11 protein-coding genes are annotated in these 23,480 nt (G+C 47.3%); all 11 read left to right on the top strand.

What is annotated here, in order from left to right; translation table 11 throughout:
* Window position 1: 1 nt before the first annotated feature.
* The 11 genes from AC3WTJ_RS35980 to nadA all read left to right on the top strand — a co-directional run bounded on the left by AC3WTJ_RS35980 (window position 2) and on the right by nadA (window position 23,400).
* Entirely contained in the window at window positions 2–592 is a 591-nt protein-coding gene (locus AC3WTJ_RS35980; protein WP_157324483.1) for a S1 domain-containing RNA-binding protein, read from the top strand.
* 352 nt (window positions 593–944) lie between these two features.
* Entirely contained in the window at window positions 945–3,437 is a 2,493-nt protein-coding gene (gene spoIIE / locus AC3WTJ_RS35975; RefSeq protein ID WP_492526409.1) for a stage II sporulation protein E, read from the top strand.
* Window positions 3,438–3,533: 96 nt separating this feature from the next.
* Entirely contained in the window at window positions 3,534–4,283 is a 750-nt protein-coding gene (locus AC3WTJ_RS35970; protein ID WP_492526407.1) for a class D sortase, read from the top strand.
* Window positions 4,284–4,466: 183 nt separating this feature from the next.
* A complete protein-coding gene (locus AC3WTJ_RS35965) occupies window positions 4,467–7,835 on the top strand; it encodes a collagen binding domain-containing protein (RefSeq protein WP_492526405.1) in 3,369 nt (1,122 codons plus the stop codon).
* A 326-nt stretch (window positions 7,836–8,161) separates the two neighbouring features.
* Window positions 8,162–16,390 (top strand): S-layer homology domain-containing protein, encoded by an 8,229-nt coding sequence (locus tag AC3WTJ_RS35960; protein WP_492526403.1) that lies wholly within the window; start codon window positions 8,162–8,164, stop codon window positions 16,388–16,390.
* A gap of 143 nt (window positions 16,391–16,533) precedes the next feature.
* Window positions 16,534–17,253, top strand: coding sequence for a vWA domain-containing protein (locus tag AC3WTJ_RS35955; protein ID WP_127457174.1), 720 nt, complete (start codon window positions 16,534–16,536; stop codon window positions 17,251–17,253).
* Complete coding sequence (locus AC3WTJ_RS35950) at window positions 17,237–18,148, top strand: protein kinase domain-containing protein (RefSeq protein ID WP_407870193.1); 912 nt, start codon at window positions 17,237–17,239, stop codon at window positions 18,146–18,148. Before AC3WTJ_RS35955 ends, AC3WTJ_RS35950 begins: the two co-directional genes overlap by 17 nt.
* Before the next feature lie 36 nt (window positions 18,149–18,184).
* Window positions 18,185–19,600, top strand: coding sequence for a tRNA lysidine(34) synthetase TilS (gene tilS / locus AC3WTJ_RS35945; protein WP_492526401.1), 1,416 nt, complete (start codon window positions 18,185–18,187; stop codon window positions 19,598–19,600).
* A gap of 70 nt (window positions 19,601–19,670) precedes the next feature.
* Complete coding sequence (hpt, locus tag AC3WTJ_RS35940; RefSeq protein WP_127457153.1) at window positions 19,671–20,210, top strand: hypoxanthine phosphoribosyltransferase; 540 nt, start codon at window positions 19,671–19,673, stop codon at window positions 20,208–20,210.
* Window positions 20,211–20,307: 97 nt separating this feature from the next.
* Complete coding sequence (ftsH, locus tag AC3WTJ_RS35935) at window positions 20,308–22,260, top strand: ATP-dependent zinc metalloprotease FtsH (RefSeq protein WP_492526398.1); 1,953 nt, start codon at window positions 20,308–20,310, stop codon at window positions 22,258–22,260.
* 201 nt (window positions 22,261–22,461) lie between these two features.
* Window positions 22,462–23,400: a quinolinate synthase NadA gene (gene nadA, locus AC3WTJ_RS35930; protein WP_157324474.1), complete on the top strand. Its 939-nt coding sequence runs from the start codon at window positions 22,462–22,464 to the stop codon at window positions 23,398–23,400.
* Window positions 23,401–23,480: the final 80 nt, after the last annotated feature.

Raw genomic sequence — 23,480 nt, 5'->3', positions numbered from 1 at the left:
TATGGCAATTGAAGTTGGCACCAAGTTAGAGGGTAGAGTGACGGGGATTACTCACTTTGGAGCATTCGTCGAGCTTGCTGAAGGAGTTACCGGTCTTGTTCACATTTCGGAGATCGCAGACAATTATGTGAAAGACGTTAATGACCATTTAAAGCTGGAAGACAAAGTATTGGTCAAAGTGATTAACGTGGACAAGGATGGCAAGATCGGACTGTCGATCAAGCAAACGATTGACAAGCCAGTTGAGGAAAGACCAGCTCGTCCTGAACGTACAGGTGGCAGCAGCTATCAAGGACGCCCGAGCGGAGATCGTCCAGGCGGCTTCCAAGGTGGTCGTCCAAGCAGTGGCGGAGAGCGCAGCGGTCCTCCTAGTGGTGGCCCAGGCGGTGGTCGTCCAGGCGGCGGCGGCTTCAATCGTGGCGGCGGCGGTGGTGGCGGTCGCGGCGGCTTTAACAAGCAGCAAGGCGGAGCTAGACCGTTCTCGTTCGAAGATAAAGTATCTCGTTTCCTTAAAGATAGTGAAGAGCGGATTTCGTCTCTGAAGAAGAACACCGAGTCCAAACGCGGTGGTCGAGGCGGAAGAAGAGACTAATAGATGCTTATAATAGAACCACATTTCGCTTAGGCGGATGTGGTTTTTTTATTTTTTTCGATGGTTTCTGTGGAATTACCAATTATTACAATTCATCGTATGGTCAATTCCAATCGACATGGAGTTACGGGTATCTCCCCCATCTGCGTGGCGAAAGTTCGGGAGGATCAGACTTTTGGATACGCTTTCAGCATAAAAAAGCGAGACGCGGCAAGGGCTGGGGGCGGGTGACACGGCTGGCGCGGCTTGTCGGAAATTTCTTTGAATCTATCAACTCATTCTGACAAACTTTCTGCTAGATTGTCTCTATACTAGAGAAACAAATAAGGGAAGAATGGATGGTGTTCAAAGCATGCAAAGAAGAAGCCTAGGAGCGGCGATTAGCGGTGGATGGTCAGGAATTTGGCAAAGAGCGAAAACAGGTGCTCACAGTGCGGCAGTGGAAAATCGGTTTGTTCAAGCTTTTGTAGCTAAGAAATGGTCTTTTCTCCTCATCGTTATGGCATTCCTTCTTGGACGTGCGATGATCCTCGAACAGCTATCTCCTTTTGCTTTAGCCTTTATCGCGGTTATCTATTTTACGAGGAGAGACATTTTACATTGGGTAGGTATTGCGGCGTTTGCCGGGAGCTTACTGTCCATCAATTCGAATACAGGATATCTTGTTACGGAGATTATTGTCTTCCTGCTCATTCAAAAAGCGCTTGAGAAGTTTGAGCGTTCAGAGCTTTCACTCGCTCCGCTGCTCGTTTTCAGCTCAACCTTCCTGGTTCAGCTTTTTGCAGAGTTGGTCGTATCGAACTTAAGCTGGTATACCCTGATGATGCTGTCCGTAGAGGCACTGCTTAGTCTAGTGCTGACACTGATTTTCATACAAGCTATTCCGGTATTCACACTTACCCGTAAAAACTATCATTTGAAACATGAGGAAATCATCTGCTTAATTATTTTGTTAGCCTCCGTTATGACAGGGACGGTGAGCTGGGTAATGGGGCCTGTCACCGTGGAGCACGTACTCTCCCGATACTTGATTCTGCTATTTGCATTGGTAGGCGGAGCGCCTTTTGGAGCCTCGGTTGGCGTTATCACAGGGCTTATCTTAAGTCTTGCGAATAGCAACGCCATCTATCAAATGAGCTTGCTTGCCTTCTCCGGGATGTTGGCCGGACTGCTCAAGGAAGGGAACCGGCTCGCGGTTGCTTTCGGTATGCTGCTGGGATCTTCGATTCTATCGTTCTATATAGGTTCGAGTGCCGATATGATTAATTCCGCGTGGGAATCGCTTGCGGCCGTTACGCTGTTTCTCCTTACACCGAGGAGCCTGATTCTTACGCTTGCCAAATATGTGCCTGGCACACAGGAGAATCTCAAATCGCAGCAGGACTATGCGAAGCGGGTTCGCGATGTGACGGCCAGCCGTGTGGAACAGTTCTCGGAAGTGTTCCGGCAGCTGTCGCGCAGCTTTAAACAATTAACGACGGATGATGCGGTCAGCCGTAAGGAGGAGGAAGTTGGGCATTTCATGAATGCCGTTGCACAGAAAACTTGTGAATCCTGCTGGAAGAAGAGCCAGTGCTGGGATCAGAAATTTTACCAAACGTATACGTTTATGACGGATATGATGACCAATATTGAGACAAAGGAGAATATGACGAAGAAACAAATACCTGCAGAATGGAAGAAGGTGTGTAATAAGACGGATCAGGTGCTCGATGTAATGAAGCAGCAATATAGCTTATACAAGAATGATATGCATTGGAAAAAACAAATTATGGATAGCCGCCATCTCGTCGCAGATCAGCTATCCGGTGTCTCGCAGGTCATGGAGGACCTGGCGAAGGAAATTAAACGCGAAGGGCAGGAGTTGTTCCTTCAGGAGGAGCAAATTCGCAATGCGCTGGAGGAGTTGGGCTTATCAATTCATACAATCGACATTATTTCCTTAGATGAAGGAAATATTGAAATTGAAATCATTCATCAATACACGAAGGGCTTCGATGAATGCCGGAAAATCATTGCGCCGCTGCTGAGCGAAATCATCGGCGAGAATGTCGCCGTGATGCGTGAAGAGATGCATGAGCGCGGCGAAGGCTACAGTACGGTCGTATTCGGTTCTGCCAAAGAATACGTGGTCGAGACCGGGGTCGCCGGCGCAGCCAAAGGGGGCGACCTTTTCTCAGGCGACAGCTTTTCCACGGTGGAGCTGGGCAATGGCAAGTATGCCGTTGCGCTTAGCGACGGCATGGGCAACGGCGAGCGGGCGCGGGCCGAGAGTCAGACCGCCCTTAGCATCCTGCAGCAGCTGCTGCAGTCCGGGATGGACGAGAAGCTGGCGATCAAGTCGCTGAACTCGGTGCTGATGCTCCGTTCCTCCGATGAGATGTATGCAACGGTGGATATGGCCTTGATTGACATGTACAATGCCAATACGACTTTCATGAAAATTGGCTCCATACCGAGCTTTATTAAGCGAGGAAACGAGGTGATCTCGATCTCCGCGAATAATCTGCCTGTGGGCATTCTTAGCGAGATCGATGTCGATCTGGTTTCTATCCCTCTCCAATCGGGAGATATCCTCGTCATGATGACCGATGGGATCTATGATGCGCCTGGCCATGCGGTGAATAAGGAGATGTGGATGAAGCGCATGATCCATGAAATTGACACGACCTTGCCGCAAGAGTTCGCGGATTGTTTATTGGAACGAATTTTCCGCCATCATCATGGCGAAATTCAAGATGATATGACGGTCGTTGTCGCTCGCGTAGAGAAGCAGCAGCCGGAATGGGCGACATTCCGCTGGCCGGGGATTACGCGCATGGAGCGTCCGAAAACGGTCAGCTAGCTAGTAAACGAAGCCGCCGTAACAGCTCATTTGCTGTTGCGGTTTTGGTGTGGGAAAATAAGGGTATTACAGGATTTATGAGAAAGGCGGTATGGCATGTTCAGGAAAGTGCTTTCTCTCGCATGCATCATCCTCGGGGCCTTGATTTTTCTATATCCAGCCTTGAATGACCGGTACGAGAGTTATCAGCAGCAGAAGATTATGAATCAATGGCAAGAAAGTTTGCAGCTTATGGATCAGATCCCGCCGGAGGAGAGTGAGAGCGCACAAACTGAGGGTGTGGATACGCTCATAGGAAAAGTCGAGGCAACTGGCAGCTTGGGTGCTATGGGCCCAGTGGATACCGCTGGATCTGTTGATTCGGCTGCTACTAATCCCCCTAGTGTAAAGCCAGTGCAGCCTTTGGATTTGCAAGCTGCGCAGAAACCGACACCTCTGCCCAAGAATGTGGAGGGCGTACTGCGAATCGATAAAATCAATTTGAAACTTCCGATCTTGACGGACGCAACTGTAAAGAATTTGAAAGTATCCGTGGCAAGTATAGCTAATACGGGGAAACCGGGCGAGGTAGGCAACTATGCGATAGCTGGCCATAGAAATTTGACCTATGGGAAAAATTTCAACCGGTTAGATGAAGTTGACCTTGGCGACATCGTTCAAGTCGAGACAGGGAGCAAACAGTTCAAATATATTGTGGAGGATAAGCAATATGTCCTTCCTACAGATATTTCGGTCTTAAAGGGTAATGCTAAAGATAAGGAAATAACATTAATTACCTGCGATCCTATGGATAATCCGACGCACCGTTTAATTATTAAAGGGAAAATTGTAGAATCATCGGACTAAGTGGATTTTGCTCTCACTTTAGTCCGATGAGAAACAGTTATGACGTATACAATACAAAATGTATCATATAATAGTTATATTGATACGTTATGTATTGTATAGCGCGGTGTTTTCTGATACATTTTGTATCAAAGGTGAATTAAGTTTTTTTGGTCCACATATGCATAGGAATGGAGGGAATTTATGAAGATGTTGAAGAAGGAATTGAAGCTGCTACTCGTCATTTTGTTAGTCTTCATGCAGTGCTTGTATGCAGTCGGCGTTTCAACCAAAGCAAGCGCGACTGAAATCTCCAATACAAATAACATTTTGGAGAGCGTGACGATGGCTGTTTACGACAGTGCGGGACAAGTCGTGACAGGAAACGTCTATGATCAGGGAGCTAGAGTAAGGCTGGACTATACCTGGTCTTTGCCGGACGGCCATAGTTACCGTGCAGGCGACACCTATACGTTTTTGCTGCCAGCACAATTTTTGTTATTTAATAACGTGGGTGGGACTTTGACTACCGGTGACGATCAAGTTGGAACCTTTCAAGTGAACAAGGACAGCCGCCAAGTCATCATTACATTTAACAACTTCATTGAGAGCCATGATAATGTGAGAGGGACCCTCACGATCAATACCCAGTTTAATAAAAGCCAAATAACCGGCTCCACAACGCAAATTATTACGATCCCGGTTCAATCGGGAGAAGAGGTATTTACCCTCATTTTTAGGCCAGATGTTCCTTCTACCATAAGTAAGGCAGGTGTGGCTAACGGTTTTAATGCGAAGCAAATTGATTGGACCGTTGATGTGAACAAGTCGATGGACTCCATTCAACAAGCAGTCGTAAAAGATCCTATTCCTACGGGGCTGGCTGTGCCTTTAACAGTTGCTGTTTATGATTTGGATGTGAAGCTGGACGGTACAATGGTACAAGGGGGATTGGTGGACAGCAGCAAGTATACAGTAAGCACGGATGACAGTATTCTTGCCGTTCACTTTGCTGATAACCCAATTACTCATGCATACAGGATACAATTCGCTACGGCAATTACGGACTCAACCAAGTCATCGTTTGTGAACACGGCAACATTGTCTGGCAGCAACAAAACACCGGCTCAAGCAACTGCAACTGTTGAAGTCAAGCATGGAAGTGTGCTTAAGAAGATCGCAACTGACTACGCGACAGGGACGCAGACGATAAGTTGGGCAATTCAGTATAATTATAATGAGGGGAATATCCCGCAAACGGCAGCCTGGTTATCGGACCTATTCAATGAGTCCCAAGAGTTAATAGCCGAATCCTTTCAAGTATTTCCAGTCACATTTAATGGGGTGGGCGGCGAAGTTTTGGGTAGTGTAGTGCCTTCTACTGAGTATACTTTGACGCCGCAAACGGCCGAGGGTAAGAAGGGATTTAAGCTGCAGTTTCTTCAAGATATTTCATCTGCTTATAAAGTAATCTATAAAACGAAGGCAAGTAAACCTGTTCTGGACAATGGTTCCGTAACTAACACCGTTACTTCAGGTGGCGGAAGCAGCGATTCGGTTGTTAAGCCGATTAATCAGGTGGTACTTGTCAAAGGTGACGGGCATATCGATTATAATACAAAAATAGTTGAATGGAATATTGCGATTAATGGGGACAGCCAGCAAATGAGCCATGTGGTTGTAACGGATACATTCCCCTACAAGGGTCTTCGTCTTCTTCCAGATACCTTTAAAGTTAAGCAAGGCGCAGGAGTGCTGGATCCATCTGAATATACATTAGACGACTCTGTAGCTCCTGAGGATGGCTTTATAGTAAGATTCAAGAATCCGTTAACCGGGCCGGTAACCATTAATTACAAAACAGCATTTAATCTGGATTGGATTCAACCTGCAGGCAGCAGAACAGACTTCTATAATACAGCTCAAATGGCCTGGTTGGATCGTTGGGAAAATGAGCAAACCAAGACAGTGACGGATATTTTTTATACAAGGGACGAAGTCAAGAATAATGGTTTCAAAAACGGCACCTATGACGCTGCGCACAAGCAGATTACTTGGACAGTAGGGGTCAACTATAATAGTAAGCCCATTGAGCAAGCTGTTGTTGAGGATCTCTTGGAGTCAAATCAAAAGCTCGATGCCGTCACGCTTGCTGTTTATAAGATGGTCATTGCTCCAAATGGGACCACAGCATTAGGCGGCATAGTAGATCCTTCTGACTACGAGTATCAAATTGATGCAGCTAATAAATTAAAACTCTTATTCAAGCAACCTATTTTAGAGCCGTATTCCATCGTCTTCAAAACGAGTCTAGACGGACAGCTGATTAACAATACCACAGTAAACAACACAGCCAAACTATTCGATGCGAGTAAGCCCGTGTCGAACGGTCTGAAAGCGACGGTCAACATCCCGCACGGAGGCGAGTACGTCAGCAAGAAAGGGTTACAAAGCGGCGACAAGATTAATTGGACGATAACGATTAATCAAGGACAGTCAACTTTGAATGACGCTTTATTAATCGATACGCCTACGGTAAATCAACTGCTGCTGCTGGATACGTTCCATCTGTTTAAAACGATAGTAGATGTGAATGGCAACGTAACGAAAGGAGCAGAGCTAACCAAGGATGTCGACTATACCTTGGTAATTGAAACGGATGCAAGCGGCAAACAAACGTTCCGCTTGCATTTCGTGAATCCTATTAGCTCCGCCTATATCTTGGAGTACCAATCGCTCATCGCGGCTAACGATAAGGATACTGTTTCCAATAAGGTTATCCTGAGTGGTAACAATGTAACGACAGTGACCAAGGAAACCGTGCAGGATATCATCGTTGGCGTTTCGAGCGGTTCCGGCACAGGCAGCGGTGTGAGAGGCTCGCTCTCCGTGAAGAAGGTGGATGCGTCGAATAACACTGTATTGCTCAGTGGAGCAACTTTCGACTTGTACCGGAAGTCCGACAGGACGTTGGATCGGATTGGTACAACGACCACGAATGAAAATGGAATTGCTAATTTTACCGGCTTGTTGAAGGGAAATTATGTTGTGAAGGAGAGTGCAGCGCCTGCTGGGTACGCATTGGATGCTGATAAGGAATATCCGGTATCCTTAAGTTCGGGTGAGAATTATTCAATCACTGTAACTAATACTAAGTCCACCGAACCATCTAACCCACCTACTGGTACGCCAACTGATTCGCCGTCTAGTTCGCCGTCTAGTCCGCCTAATAACGATTCATCATCGAATGATCCGGATCCGACTCCGAGTGCTTCAACATCACCGAAGCCAAGTACATCGCCTGCTCCGTCCGGTTCGCCAAGTCCGGGTTTGGGAACAAGCCCGAGTCCAAGCTTAAGCCCAAGCCCAAGTCCTGGTTTGTCGCCGAGTCCGACGCCTGCTCAATCAAATGGGTCTGCGCCTTCGCTCAGTCCACAGCCAACGACGTTGGATGGTCTCCAGCCGGAGACACTCCCGGTTACCGGTGAGTCCAGTCACACGGCAGTGAAATTATCCGGTTTGGCGCTCATTCTTCTAGGCTTCCTCTTACGAAGAAAATGGCATAAAAATTAAAGTTAATGCCAAGCCTTAACAGCTCATTCGCTGTTAGGGCTTTTTTATATTTTTTTTCTGATAAATTATGACATATTTCTTGCAATTATTAGGAATTAAGACCTATATTCCCTTGCCAATAGGACTATAATCATGGTTAACTATAAATAGATTCTTTACAGTTAAATAAATGAGGTGAGGGATGGCGAAGGTCGCATGGAGAGTCGTTAAAGTTGGGATTCACAGAATGGGTAGATCAAGCGTTTAAGCTGAGGAAAAACTGAGCAATCGTGCATCTATGATGAGCGAACAGTATTGGGTTGCGACAATTATAATGGAGGTAAATCATGCTGCGTTATCGGAAGAGAATTGCCATTCTGATGTCGCTGATGCTGGTCATCCAGTTAATTGGCGGTATGCTTGGCGCGGTGCAAGCTGCATCATCCTATGCATTTGACGGAAGCGAGCTAGATGAGTTTAGTGTAACCGGGTACGATTCAGACCCTAATGATCCAAATGGACTACAAAAGAAAGAATTATCGGAAGCTGTGCTAGGGCGCGATACGGAAATTTTGGTCCATGCCCATAATAAAGCTTCGGGATCGATGGCCTTCAACGTTGGCGTTGAAGTTGTACTGCCGGACGGTCTTGAGCTGGCATCGGATATGAGTCCCAGTACGGTAGTGACGGATGGCGCAACAGGAACCATGACAGCCTTCTGGAAAGATATCAAAGATATCGCTGCCGGGGAAAACTTCGATTTTCCTGTGAAAATCAAAGTTTCTAATAACTACAGGAAAGCCAATAGCAGCGGTCTGGTTCCGTTTGGGACTATGTTGACGCCTACCGTTCGGTTATATGCGAGCAGTGATGCCCGCAAGTTATACTATGACGCTGCGCTGCCTACCAAGACGTGGAGCAAAGCCATCAAGGTCACGCCTTTTTCCATCCGACTTATCAATGATGTGAAAAATGTGAAGGGGGCAGGCCCTGATGATGCACCTCCTGCAGGAGGCTCAGAGTGGGGGGATCTCCCTTACAAGATCGAAATGGTTAACAATGCACGGTCATCTACAACATTCACACTCTTTAAAGAGACAACAGATGCGGCAGTTGAGCACTACGGTTTTACAGGTCAAACCGGAACGCCGACACAAACGGTTACCAGCGGGGTGCGAACCATTAACTGGACGCTTCCGGCACTAACCGTGGCAGGCGAGGACGGAAAAGGCAAGAAAACGTTTAGTTATCAGGCGGCTTTTTTGAATACGGACTCAGGCAATCATATCATGACGCATGGCATGCAGAAGGACGATAAGTTTGACTATTCAGCTACTGTGGACGGTCAAACCTTCACGGGGTCTGTTACACAGAAGGTGACTGCTCGAGATATCGTGATATATAAAGGTGTACAGAAGAAGGCAGGTTCTTCTTCAGAAGGAAGTGAGGTCGGGTACGGCGACAGGCTTGTATACACGCTGCGTGTCAAAGTCAACGAGTACGTTCCTGTGACAGGGGTCACTGTGAAAGACACGCTGGGTGACGGGCAGGACTTTGTTGATGGTTCGACAGAAGTCAAGGATGCAACCGGTACATCAATATCCCGTGGTTTATCGGAAACGGCTCCAGCGGAAGGAACTACAGCCTTAACGTGGACGCTAGGCGATATGAACTACGCAAGTGCCACGGATCGTGAATTCACAATTACGTATGAAGCCACCGTTCGGTCGACCTGGAAGGTTGCTAAATCCGGTGGAAGCAATGTAGTTGCAGCGGACGTCCTCGTCAACAAGGCTGAGGTAAGCGGTGTATCTGTTTCGTCAGGAGCGGTTACCGATTCCGATTCAACGGACATTCACGTGACGACGCCTAGTGTTAGCGAGAAAATCGTTAAAGTGAACGATGGAACTACCGTGGGGGGCCAGCCGGTTAATGAGCAGAAGCAGGCGGTAACCGTGGGTGACACGGCTAGCTTTGAAGTGGCTTACGACGCTGTGGGACTGCCGGCGAAACAGCACAAAGTTAAGCTTTATGACTATCTGCCTCTCGGCACGATGTATGAAGGCTCACTTAGCACTTATCAAATTAATGGAATAACGCCTACATACGAAGAGGATATGCAAGCCCTGATGTGGGATTTTGGTAATACGGATCTAGTCGAGGGTCAGGTTGACCGAATGACCACGGATTTAAAAGTGCGGATCCAAAACGATACCAGTTACGTCACCAAGGATAAAGGGGCTAAAAACCTGGTTGTCCTTACTTATGAGAATTCAGAAGGTATTGTTGAAAGCAAGCGTAAAGAAGTTGAATTAGCTTATGTAGAGCCTGATGTGAGCATATCGCGCACAGTGAGCAAAACGACGGACCTTCACGGGAATGAATCCGTTACAATTAAAATCAAGCTAACGAATAATGGATCGACACCGGCCTATCATGTCAAGCTAACGGATAAGTTAGCGGATGGCTTAAAGGACTTGCCGGAAAGTGAAGACTATACGCAGACAGACACTTCGATCAAATTTAATGAAATTCCTTCCATACAACCAGGTACAACCTATACGGTTACATTGACTTACACAGCTCAGCTAATCGATCCAATCGGCGCGAGCAGAGATATTGTGCTGAAAGATGCGAGTTGGACCTACTATGGGCAAAATAATACATCAGCAGGAATCTTCAATCGCCCTTACACCGGGCAAGAGACGACGACAACCAATCTAACAACAGCCGGACCGACGATTACGAAAACCGTTGAGGATACTTCGGGTACGAAAACTTCCTTGAAGCCTGGAGATTGGGTAATTTACAAGGTGGAAGTGAAAGTGCCGGACCACAACGTGACTTATTCACCATCGGTCGAAATTGAAATACCAAGTAATGAAGATTATGCTGCCACGTATACAGGTTATAATTCCGGAACTCATACAGGGACGGGATCGCAAACTGTCGATACGACGACAGCGGGTCTCATTAAAATTGATACCGGAATGGTAGAAGAGCAGGGCGCGACGTATACGTATTTTGTTAAAACCACAGTTAAGAAGATTAATGCAGGTACATCGGTAAATGATACGTCTGGCGCAACCTTCAGATGGAAGGCAGATGCATCAGCAACAACAAAGAAAAGCTTATCCGTTCAAAACACAGAAAAGCCTACGGTGACCATTAAAGCGCCGCAGTTGGAAATCACCTTAAGTCCTGCTACAACATCCATGAAAGCAGGAGATACCCAAGCCTACACTGTCAAGGTGAAGAACAAGGGGCTGAACCCGGCCTACAACTTTACGCCAACAGTAACGCTGCCTGCAGGATTTAGTTTCGTTCCTGTAGACGAGACGGTCGCAGGGGGCACGATGACGTTCCCGCAAGTGACGACACTTGCTAATAATGCCGAGCAAACATACACATTCACTGCCCGTCTTGACAACGTCAAGGGGTCGGGATCAACGCAAACAATTCAAGCCTCCACAGGAGACTACTACAGTCTGCCTGATAGTGGCGGTGCCAAGTATGATTACGTGGCAGGTTCAGCTACAGTTGAGGTTCCGCGCGTCGCGATTACGAATGTTATTACGGCAACGAGCAGTGGCGACATCACCAAGATTCGTCCAGGAGATACCGTAGACTATCAAGTTAAAGTGACAATACCTGACGGGACGATAGCGTACAACGTTGTTGTTGAAGATGTGGTTGATTCTCTTGGAAGCAACTTTACTTTAACGAACAATCCTGACAATTTTACAGTTGCAGGGAACAAGCTCACTAAAGTTTTAACTAATTCGGAGACGGATGCCTCACTTGGAGCTAAAGTGTTCACGTACACCTTTCAAGCACGAGCAAAAGCAGGTGTTTTCGACTCCACTGAAGTAGTTCCGTACAAAACTACGGCTGTGGCCAAGTGGAATAAGCAAAACGGTTCCGACCCAGCCCAAACGGCTGATGCAGTAACGAGCATTGCCATTATGCAACCGAAATTGACCATGGCTCCGGTAGCAATTACAGATACGAAGTTTTCCAAAACCAACACGGAGATCACAGTTGAGTTTGAACTGAATAACGTTGGGAACGCGACAGCATACAAGCCTTCGGTGGAAATCAAGCTGCCAAGCGAACTGAACGTGAAGCCAGGCTCAATTTCGGACAGCGGATCCCTTAGCGGCGGCGACACGCTTACATGGTCCGCGCTCTCTGATCTAGCTGTAAGCGGTAAGAAGAAAGTGACTTTCATCGTCACTACGAAGCCAGAAGTTTTGCCGGGGACGACGGCTATTACGATCAACGGTAAAATAACCGGATACGAGTCTCGGGAGAGCACTCCGGTTGCCATTTACACACCTGTAGTGTCCTTGCCACAGGTCCTCTCCGTAGATGTGTTGACGGTATCGGCTTCAATCAAAGAATCGACGAACAACAGCACGACGACAGTGCGCCCTGGGGATGAAGTGACCTATCTCCTGAATTTGGATCAGCCGCTTAATACGACCTCGTATCATGTAAATCTTGATTCGCTGTCAGGGCTTGTCCAACAGGAAATCATTTCGGTAGGTAAAATCGTTGGCGGCTCTGTCACTGATATTCCGAAAGTTGGAGATAAGTATCCGCTTGGGTCTATCACAGGGGATGCCAGTCCGACGGATCCGTCCGCGCAGTATCAAATTGTTACAAGGTTGAAAACGGATGGACCGACGGGCGGCTACTTCGCACAGTTCACGCCGAAGCTTGACTATCAGACAGCGGCTGTTGAAGGCGCGCCTCGAAACATATCGGCCGAGATGCTGTCCGTGAACGTCGTGCAACCCGACATTTCCCTGCTGTTAAGCAGCATCAAACCGGCTCGTCCGGACGGTTCTGTTCCGTTCGATACGGCGAGTGAAGAGCTTCTCTTCACCATGAAGCTGACGAATAACGGGCAAAGTACCGCGTTCAACCCGTTCACGACGATCCAGCTTCCAACAGGCGTTCATATCAGCTGGGCAGATCCTAGGGCTACAGTAAGCGGATCTACCTATAGCTTGACTTGGGAGGGTACGCCGATTCAGCCTGGCAGCAACAGCGAATTACAATTCAAAGTACAAGCGGATAACGCTACCGTGGTTAGCTCGGTATATAGCGTCAAGTATACCTTGAACGAATACTACTCTCTCCCTTCGAAGGGCGGGAAGAAGTATGATGAGCTGAGTTCGAACTTAATCAACGCCATTGTACTTGGGCAGCACACGTTGAATACAGCTCCGGATCAAAGTGTGAAGGCTGGACAAACGGCAACGTTCCCGCACATCGTGACGAATACTGGAGCGGGTGTAGATCTCTTTAAGCTTGAAGTGAACACGCCATTTACTACGGATGTGATCGTTAATGGCCAAGTGGCAGCCACGTGGGCATTCGATCAGGGCCAGTGGAAATGGACTTACATCTCTCCGGATGTGAATCAAGGCGGCGTCCCGGGCTTCATGTTGAATGCCGGACAGCAGCAGGCGCTGCAGCTAGTCGTTCATGTTCCGGAAGGCACTCCGTATGACAACGATCATCCGTATCTGATCGGCCTGAAGGCATCAGCCGCCGAGAGCGGAAAAGAAGAGAGCATTCAAGACAAGCTATATGTTGTTGGGGATCCAATTGACGGATGGGCGGGTAGTCAGCCGCGTTCGCCATGGACAGAGCCGGTGCTTGCACCAGGGGATCCATTGAAGCTTTCAGCCGTTAGCTCTAACGATGTACAGCGAGTGGAAGCTGTTTATATCCATGGCTCCCATTCCGAAGTCATTCAATTCGTGCTGACGAACCCGGAACAATACATTACAGATGGCCATAAAGAATGGAAAAATGTGCTGACACGGTTACCGGACGATATTCTGGGTAATCAGACTTCAGAGTCGTTCAAATTAACCTTCAAAGGTTACGATGCGGTAATCGGCGGTCATGACATCCAGACAGATGCACCTAACGGCGCATTAGGCGGCAATAATGGTTTTACGGTGAAAAATGCGATTGAAATTCTTGGCACCATTACAGTTGCAGGAGAACACCGGCCAATCGCCGGCGCTACGGTTACCTTGTACAAGGAAGATGCCAACCATGTGGAAATCGCAAAAACAACAACGGATGCCAACGGTGGCTACAATTTCGGACAACGTCCGGCAGCACGTTATAGCATCGTGGTACAAGCTGAGGATTACGCAGAGGCAAGCAAAACATTCTATGCGATACCGAACACTGTTGGAAGCAACCAAGTTATCGTAGATGCCGAGCTTAGCCAATATCGCTTAGTTTTAACGGCTGATCCTAGCAGCATTGTCGGCGATGGGCAGTCCACGACTATTTTAACGGCAATTGTATTGGATCAAGCGGGTCAGCCGCTTTCGAATGTTCAAGTGAACTTCACTGCTCCAATCGGTACTTTCGTTGGTGGCTCATCGGCTGCCACGAATGACAAAGGTGAAGCAAAAGTAACGTTCAAGTCTGCCGTCATCGAGGGCATCATCTCCGAGAGGTTTCCGATTCAGGCGGTTGCTGACGACAGTCCGCGCGATCTTCATGCCAAAGCGCAAATTATCATGACGTTTGAACCGGCTAGCATTGTCGGGATTGTTACTGAGATGATCGATGGCGTTGTAACACCGGTTAATGGAGCTCATGTTGTCATTACGGCTAATTTTGACGGGAATCCCGGCGTCGACTTTACTGGCGAAGCTTACACGGTTACGAAAGATACGTACCAAGGCTATTACAAAATCGCGATCCCTCGCGGAGGCGTCGATTATCAAATGCAAATTACGAAGCCTGTTCAAATCGGCGGACAAACCCAACTTATCACCTATACACAAATGATAACGGCAGGTGTGGTTTCCGGTACAGGACATGAAGAATTTATGCCTTCCAAAGGGGCTGGCGGTCTTATTGCAGTAGGTAACGACAACCAGAGTGTCGGTGTATTTCCTGCGGACATGACGAACAAAATGAGAGTTCGCTTGCTGGACGGCTCGAATCATGAAATTTCGAATGCTCCGCTTCAAGCCAACGGAACGTTCAGTATGAACGGCCTGACGCAAGGCGAATACAAGATGGAAATTAGCTACGAAGTAGAACCGGGCGTATTCATTGTGCTGAATGAGAATGCGCAAGGGGAACTGTCGAAGCTAAAAATCAGCAGCGATGGCGAACTGAACATTGCACTTGAGCTTATCGACCCTTACGGCAAAGTTACAGATGCCATCACGGGGGCAGTAATCGAAGATGCGCACGTTGAGTTGTACTATGCAGATACGCCTAGAAACGAAATTAGTGGAAAAACTAAACACACTATGGTACCACTTCCTGTTCTCACTGGCTTTGCGCCAAACGATAACAAGAACCCGCAGAATACAGATGCAGCCGGAGATTACGCGTATATGGTCTTCCCGACATCGGATTATTACATCCGAGTAACGAAACCAGGATATGTGACGTATATCAGCCCGACGATATCCGTAGAATATGCAATCGTTAAACACGATTTGCAAATGCTGCCGGAATCACCATCAGACAGCGGCTATGTCGGAGGCAGTGTTGTTCTGCCGGGTCAAACAGACTTGTCCGTGCATTTATTTTCGGATAAAGCCAATTATGGGGAAGAACAAGAAATCACGTTTACGGTCGAATACAGCAATAAAACAGGTACATTAGCGCAGGGAGTTAACGTTAGCGCACAAGTTCCGACCTACACAACGGTTGCTGACGCAGCAGGCGGATCCGTGAACGGAGATACGATCACTTGGGCGATCGGTGATTTGGCCGCGAATGGAAAAGGGTCGTTGACCTACAAAGTGAAAGTGTTGTCCAACGCTCTTCCTAAAGCAGAACAAATCGTGACGAACGAAGCATCGATTTCAAGTAAGACAACACTGGTACATTGGGAAGACGATAAGTCCGCTCTTCAAGTGATGTTGTTCTCGAACCGTTATGAGAATAGCAAGCACACCAGATATATCATGGGATACCCTGATCTGGAATTCAAACCGCTGCGCAATATTACCCGCGCTGAAGTTGCGGCGATTTTCGCAAGGATTATGGATCTGCGCAGTACAGTGAAAGGGGAAGTACTCTACCCGGATGTGCCAATCGCTTATTGGGGCAGCGAGTACATTGAGGCTGCTACGAGAGCCGGCTTATTTGGCGGGTATGAGGATCGATCGTTCCGGCCGGATACTGCGATTACGCGTGCTGAGTTATCGGCTGTCATAGCCCGTTACTTGAGCCTGAAAGCAGATGCATCCAACAATCTTCATTTCAATGATATTTCTGCGCACTGGGCGAAGAATGAGATCGAGGAGATTTACCGTTATCACATCATTAACGGATATCCGGACGGCTCCTTCCAACCGGGGCAAGCGATGATTCGCGCAGAAGCTGTGACGATGATTAATCGTCTTCTGCACCGCGGTCCGTTGAAAAACGCCAGTCAGTCTTTCCCTGACGTCTCCCCGTCATATTGGGGCTTCGAGCAAGTAGAGGAAAGCGCCAATACGCACGAGTACAAACGCAATGAAGACGGCTCAGAAACATTAACCAAGTTGATACCTGAGCCACTCTGGTAATGAAAATAGAGGCAGGAACCCCTCGGGGTATCCTGCTTCTTTTCTTTCTATTTCAGGTGATTAGAGCCTCTCGAAAATGGAAAAACTAGGAGAAGAACTGCTAGAGAGCAAATTTTCCTTATGTCAGGGAGGCAATTGTTATGATGAAACAGATTTTGTTAATTACAGATGGATGTTCGAATGTTGGCGTGAGTCCTGTTATAGCGGCTGCACAGGCGCATACTGAAGGTGTAACTGTGAATGTCATAGGAGTGGTCGATCAAGGGGAGTTAGGCCTGTTAGGCACGGAGGAGATTCGTGAGATTGCCGCAGCAGGCGGTGGGATGAGCCGTATTGTCAATTCGGTCCAGCTGTCCCAAACCGTTCAGATGATGACGCGCAAAACTGTAACAACAACGATACAGCATGCGGTAGGCAAAGAATTGCAGAGCATTCTGGGGATTAATCAATTAGAGCAGCTGCCGCCTGAGAAGCGGGCAGAGGTCGTGCAGGTGATCGATTCCATGAGTGAAACTACTTCCCTTCGCGTAGCGCTTTTAATAGATGCTAGTGCTAGTATGAAGCCCAAGCTTGCAGCGGTGCGGGAAGCTATTCATGATCTTCTGCTAAGTCTTAGAGCCCGCAGTGGTAAAAGTGAATTAGCCGTATTCCACTTTCCGTCAACCAAAACAAGGGATCAAGAGCTGGAGATGGATCTCAACTGGACGAATCAGCTTGCAAATTTAGACAAGATGTTCTATAAAATAAACATGAAGGGTACGACTCCGACGGGTCCGGCGCTCCTGCAGACGCTGCAGTTCGTGACGGAGAAGCCTGTCGCACCAACAACCGAGGATGGGATGCTGAGTGACTACGTGGTATGAGGAAGCTTTCCGTCCAGGGACAGAAATCCAAGGCAAATGGAACGGCCGCAGTTATGTGGTCGAACGTTTATTAGGTGCTGGCTCTAACGGTGTTGTGGTTCTCGTACGAAGAGGAACGGCCAGATTTGCTCTAAAAGCAGGACACGAAACGGTTGACCACCAATCAGAGATTAATTCGCTTCTCGCCATATCCCTCACAGATACATCCTTTAAGAACTTCTTAATCGATGCGGATGATATGCAGGTTCGCGGGAAAGAGATCTCTTTCTATGTCATGCGATATATTGATGGAATGACAATCTCTCATTTTATACATAAGCGTGGGCAGGATTGGATCTATGTCATTGGCTCTAACCTGCTCAGAAAGCTGACGGAGATCCATAAGAGCGGTTACGTGTTCGGGGATTTGAAGATTGAGAACATGATCGTATCCAAATATGGGGATGTGGATCTCATCGACTTCGGTGGGGTGACACCCAAAGGCAGAGCGATTAAACAACTGACCGAAGTGTACGATCGCGGCTATTGGAAGATGGGGGAGCGGGTAGCGGAAGAGAGCTATGATTTATTTTCATTTGCCATTTTACTTTTAAAATCGCTCGATCAGCGCAAACGCTTCACGGCAATGAACAAGATGCTTCCTCAAAACAGAGATGTGGATCAGCTTATGGTCATTATGCGAGAAAATTCAGCAGCTGCCCAGATCGCGCCATTTCTTCAAAAAGCATTGAGAGGCGAGTTTACTACGTCGCAGGAAGCTTTTCATTATTGGAAAAAACTCATTTCGGGTAAAAAGCTTACACAGCCCGCTCTGAAAATGCCGTGGCTCAAGATTTGCTTCGCGGCCTCCATTTTTATTTTTGCAGCTACTGTTTATGTTTATTGGCTGAACTAATAACTAGGAAACATGCAAGTCGGAAAGGAAGACAGTATGGAAATCGATCTTGTCGCCAAGGTGCGGCAGCGGGTGACCGAAGAGAAGTTGGCGGATTCGGGAGATGTCGTCGTCGTCGCAGTTTCAGGAGGACCTGATTCCGTGGCGCTGCTTCATGTCCTTTTTGCGCTGACGCCCGATTTCAACTGGAAACTGGTTGTCGCTCATGTGAATCATCAGTTCCGGGGTGCGGAATCGGATGGGGAAGCCGAGTTTGTGATGAAGGTGGCTCAGACGTTAGGTCTACCTTGTGAAATTGGCGTCATCGATGTACCGGCTTATATAGAGGAAACGGCGTTGAATGGGCAAGCAGCCGCGCGTGAGAAGCGGTACGAATTCCTACATCAAGTTGCTGAAGATTATGATGCTCAGCGAATTGCATTCGCGCATCATGCCGATGATCAAGCGGAAACGGTCATGATGCGAATCCTCCGAGGAACAGGCCCGTCCGGGCTTGTCGGGATGCCGGAACGCAGGCGAGAAAAAAAAGTGGAACTGATTCGTCCTTTCCTACGTATATACAAATCAGATATTGTGAATTATTGCGCTCAGCATCATATTACTTATTGTAAAGACAGCAGCAATGAGCTGCGGAAGTACTTTCGTAATCAAATTCGGCTGGATGTTATGCCGATGCTGAAGCAGTACAATGAACATCTGCCGGAGTCGCTGAATCGATTGACGGATATGATGCGCGCTGAGGATGATTATTTGGCTGGGGAGACCGAGCAGGTTTTACGCCGGATAGTGACTTTTCAGGAAGCGGCTTGCCGGCTACAGAGAAGTGATTTCAGCGGACTTCACGTTGCTTTACAAAGGCGTTTGATTAAATTAATATTAAACTGTCTTTGTTTGGGAATGGACCGGCTGGAATTTAACCGGATTGAAAGTATCCGCGAGCTGATCTTGCAGGATCAGGTTTCTAATCAAGTACTGCAGGTGGATGATGCCCTTTATATTGTGAGAGAATATGAAGCCATTCAATTTCAGACATCTGCTCCCTCGCCGAAGCCTTATGCTTATGCGATCGGATCTGATACGGATGAACTGAACCTGCCGGAAATAGAAGCCAAACTGCTTTGCTCATGGATGCCCGTCAGTTCGCTAGAGACAGCAGCTTTGCTCTCATCCGCAACGGACGTATTTTTGGATCTGGATCAACTTCAACTGCCGCTAGTTCTTCGAAGCCGCAGGTCAGGAGATCGATTGGAACCGTATGGTTTAAACGGGTCCAAAAAGGTAAAAGATATGTTCATTGATGCCAAAATGCCGCTAAGCCGGCGTGAGGTCATCCCGTTACTGGTCGATGCTTCCGGACAAATCCTCTGGATTGCCGGCTTTCGTAGGTCCAAGCACGCTCTTGTTGGTCCCGATACAGAACGTGTGCTTCATCTGAAGCTCGTGCTGAAGTAACATGCGTAAATTTCGTTCTTCTAGAATGTAAATTTATAAGGATTCATAATATAAACTAGGGGGTTCATCCTTGTACAGCGACATTCAAGACGTTCTTTACAGTGAAGAACAGATTCAAGGGAAGATTCAAGAATTAGGAGAGCAACTCTCCAAAGATTACGAAGGCAAGAATCCATTGGTCATTTGCGTACTTAAGGGAGCTTTTATTTTCATGGCCGACCTTGTGAAGCAAATTAAAGTGCCATTGGAACTCGACTTCATGGCCGTTTCGAGCTATGGTCAATCCACGAAGTCATCCGGTGTCGTCAAGATTATCAAAGATCTTGATGTTCCCGTAGAAGGACGGCACATTCTTATCGTGGAAGACATTATCGATAGCGGTTTAACGCTGAGTTATCTGATAGATGTGCTAGAGCGACGCAATGCGAAGACGATTTCGGTCGTTGCGCTGTTTAATAAACCGGCACGCAGAACCGTTGAACTCGAACCTGATTACGCAGGTTATGTGCTTCCAGATGAGTTCGTTGTCGGATATGGTCTGGATTATGCAGAGAAATACCGTAACCTTCCATTTATCGGCATATTGAAACCAGAGATTTACTCAACCTAATGTCATATCTCCGGGCTTCTTCATTGCGGTTATGTTGTAGTGCTTTACCGGGATATGGTAAAATAATAAAAGTGTGCCGTTCGAGAGGAGGCTTGGGATGAATCGAATTATCCGGAATACCGGTTTTTATTTACTTATATTTTTGGTAACAGTAGGTATCGTCCATTTCATCAGTACCCAAAACGAACAAAAGGAATTAATTACTTACGATAAATTCCGCCAAGCGGTAGTTAACAAAAATGTGGAATCCGTAACCCTCAAGTTCGATGGATACACGTATTTGATTAAAGGTAAGTATATTAACCCTCCAAGCGGAGCAGATAAGAAGAGTTTTGAAACGCATGCTCCGTACGAGCAATTGGTCGTTCAACTGATCGAAGCCAATGGTGTTCCGTCAGAAACGTATGAGACAATGGAGCGGGATAGCGTCTGGATTAGCTTCCTGACCTCTATCATCCCATTCGTCATTATCTTCATCCTGTTTTTCTTCTTACTGAACCAAGCTCAGGGTGGCGGCGGCAAAGTGATGAACTTCGGCAAAAGCCGTGCCCGCTTATATAATGAGGAGAAGAAACGTGTCACATTTGAAGATGTGGCCGGTGCGGATGAAGAAAAACAAGAGCTGGTCGAAGTTGTTGAATTCCTCAAAGATCCAAGGAAATTCGCAGCAGTCGGCGCAAGAATTCCTAAAGGGGTTCTGCTCAATGGTCCTCCGGGAACGGGTAAAACATTGCTTGCACGGGCAGTAGCCGGTGAAGCAGGCGTTCCGTTCTTCAGTATTTCCGGTTCTGACTTCGTGGAGATGTTCGTCGGTGTCGGCGCATCCCGTGTTCGTGACTTGTTCGAGAACGCGAAGAAGAACTCGCCTTGTATCATTTTCATTGATGAGATCGATGCAGTCGGTCGTCAACGCGGCGCCGGATTAGGTGGCGGACATGACGAGCGTGAGCAAACCCTCAATCAGTTGCTAGTTGAGATGGACGGGTTTGGCGCTAACGAAGGTATTATTATCGTTGCGGCAACGAACCGCCCTGATATTCTTGACCCTGCCTTATTGCGTCCAGGTCGTTTTGACCGTCAAATCACGGTTGACCGCCCTGACATTAAAGGCCGCGAAGCTGTACTGAAAGTACATGCGCGCAATAAACCGCTTGCCAAAGATGTGAAGCTGGACGCTTTGTCCCGTTACACGACTGGATTTACAGGCGCTGATCTAGAGAATCTATTGAACGAAGCAGCGTTGATTGCTGCTCGCCGTAACCGTAAAGATATTTCGATGGCTGAGATCGAGGAAGCTTTTGACCGTATTATTGTAGGTACGCAAAAGAAAAGCCGGATCATCAGCGAGGCTGAGAAACGCATTGTTGCCTATCATGAAGCCGGACACGCAATCATTGGTTATCATGCGGAAAATGCAGATATGGTGCACAAAGTGACGATCGTTCCGCGCGGACGCGCTGGCGGTTACGTGATGATGCTGCCAAAAGAAGGCGAAGACCGCATGATGCAGACGAAGAACGAGCTGTTGGATAAAGTGACTGGACTCCTTGGTGGTCGTGTTGCCGAAGAATTATTTATCGGTGAGATCGGCACAGGGGCTTACAGTGACTTCCAGAAGGCTACAGGCATCGTCCGCCGCATGATTATGGAATACGGGATGAGCGATAAGCTTGGACCGATGCAGTTCGGCAGCTCCCAAGGTCAAGTGTTCTTAGGCCGCGATATTGGCCATGAACAAAACTATAGCGATGCAATCGCTTATGAGATTGACCAAGAGATGCAAAGCTTTATCCGCACTTGTTATGACCGTGCACGCGCTATTCTTACTGAGCATGCCGATCAAATGCATCTCGTAGCCAAAACGCTGCTTGAGAAAGAAACGCTCGATAAAGACGAAATTATTGAGCTTTTGGAGAAAGGCAAGCTGAATGCCGGCGGGATCGACGAGGACGTTAAAGTGAACATTCAACCGCAAAGCAAAGAGAATGAAAGCAATAAATTAGAGTTCGAAAAAGAGAAAGATCCGAATTCGGATCAATCCGAAGAGTAACAAGCAATGGCAACTCGTAAATCCGGTGTACACGTTAGGTGTACCCGGATTTTCTGCTTATTTCGGCTTTTTTACGCATTGACAGGGGATGCTGGAATGTGTAAATTAGTTGTAAATCTCTAATTTTAACTAGCTTAGATCATACTACTTTTAGATAGTTAAGAAGTACACTTTACATCCCAGACAGGGGAGGAAGCATCCATGGAAGCTTTAGCACTAGAGCGTAAAGCGGAGCAGAACCGAGAATTGAAAGAGCGGTTGCTTCAATTGAAGAAAGAACGGAATGCTATTATTCTTGCTCATTATTATCAGCGTGACGAGGTTCAAGAAGTTGCCGATTTCCGGGGGGATTCCTTTTTGCTAGCGCAAAAGGCGGCACAAACAGATGCAGATGTGATTGTTTTTTGTGGGGTCCATTTCATGGGAGAAAGCGCTAAAATTCTGGCGCCGAACAAAACCGTGATTATTCCGGATGAGCGTGCAGGCTGCCCGATGGCGGATATGGTCAATGTTGAGGGTCTTCGTGCTTTGAAGCGGCAACATCCGAAAGCTAAGGTCGTTGCCTACATCAATACATCAGCCGATGTTAAATCAGAAACAGATATTTGTTGTACCTCTGCAAATGCCATAAATGTTATTAATTCCGTCGATTCGGATGAGATCATCTGGGTACCGGATAAAAATTTGGGCGACTATGTATCAAAATTCACAAGCAAAAAAGTGATCATCTGGGAAGGTTATTGCAATACGCATGATATGCTGACGGTTAAAGATGTAGAGGAAATGAAAGCGCAATATCCAAATGCGCAATTTGTTGTACATCCGGAGTGCCGGCCAGAAGTCGTGAAGTTGGGCGATTTTGTGGGAAGCACGACAGCGATTATTAAATATTGTAAAGAATCAGACTGCAAGGAGTTTATTGTCGGGACGGAAGACGGGACAGGGTACCAATTACGCTTGGATAGCCCGGACAAACAATTCCACTTTGCAACCAAATACCTGGTTTGCCCGAACATGAAAGTAAACAATTTAAAGAAAATTGTAAAATGTTTGGAGACCATGCAGCCAGAGATTTATGTACCGGAAGATGTAGCCGATAAAGCAAGATTGTCCTTAGAGCGCATGTTACAAGTAAAGTAGCATGCGCTACTCTCTTGTTTAATTGAAAGTACGCATCAAATCATTTTTGTTATACCCTCGTGAAGAAACAGAATCCCATT

Source organism: Paenibacillus sp. FW101-FHT12H11, from assembly GCF_058790355.1.
Note: the sequence above shows the minus strand (reverse complement) of the source record. Positions and strands in the feature narration are given on the sequence as shown.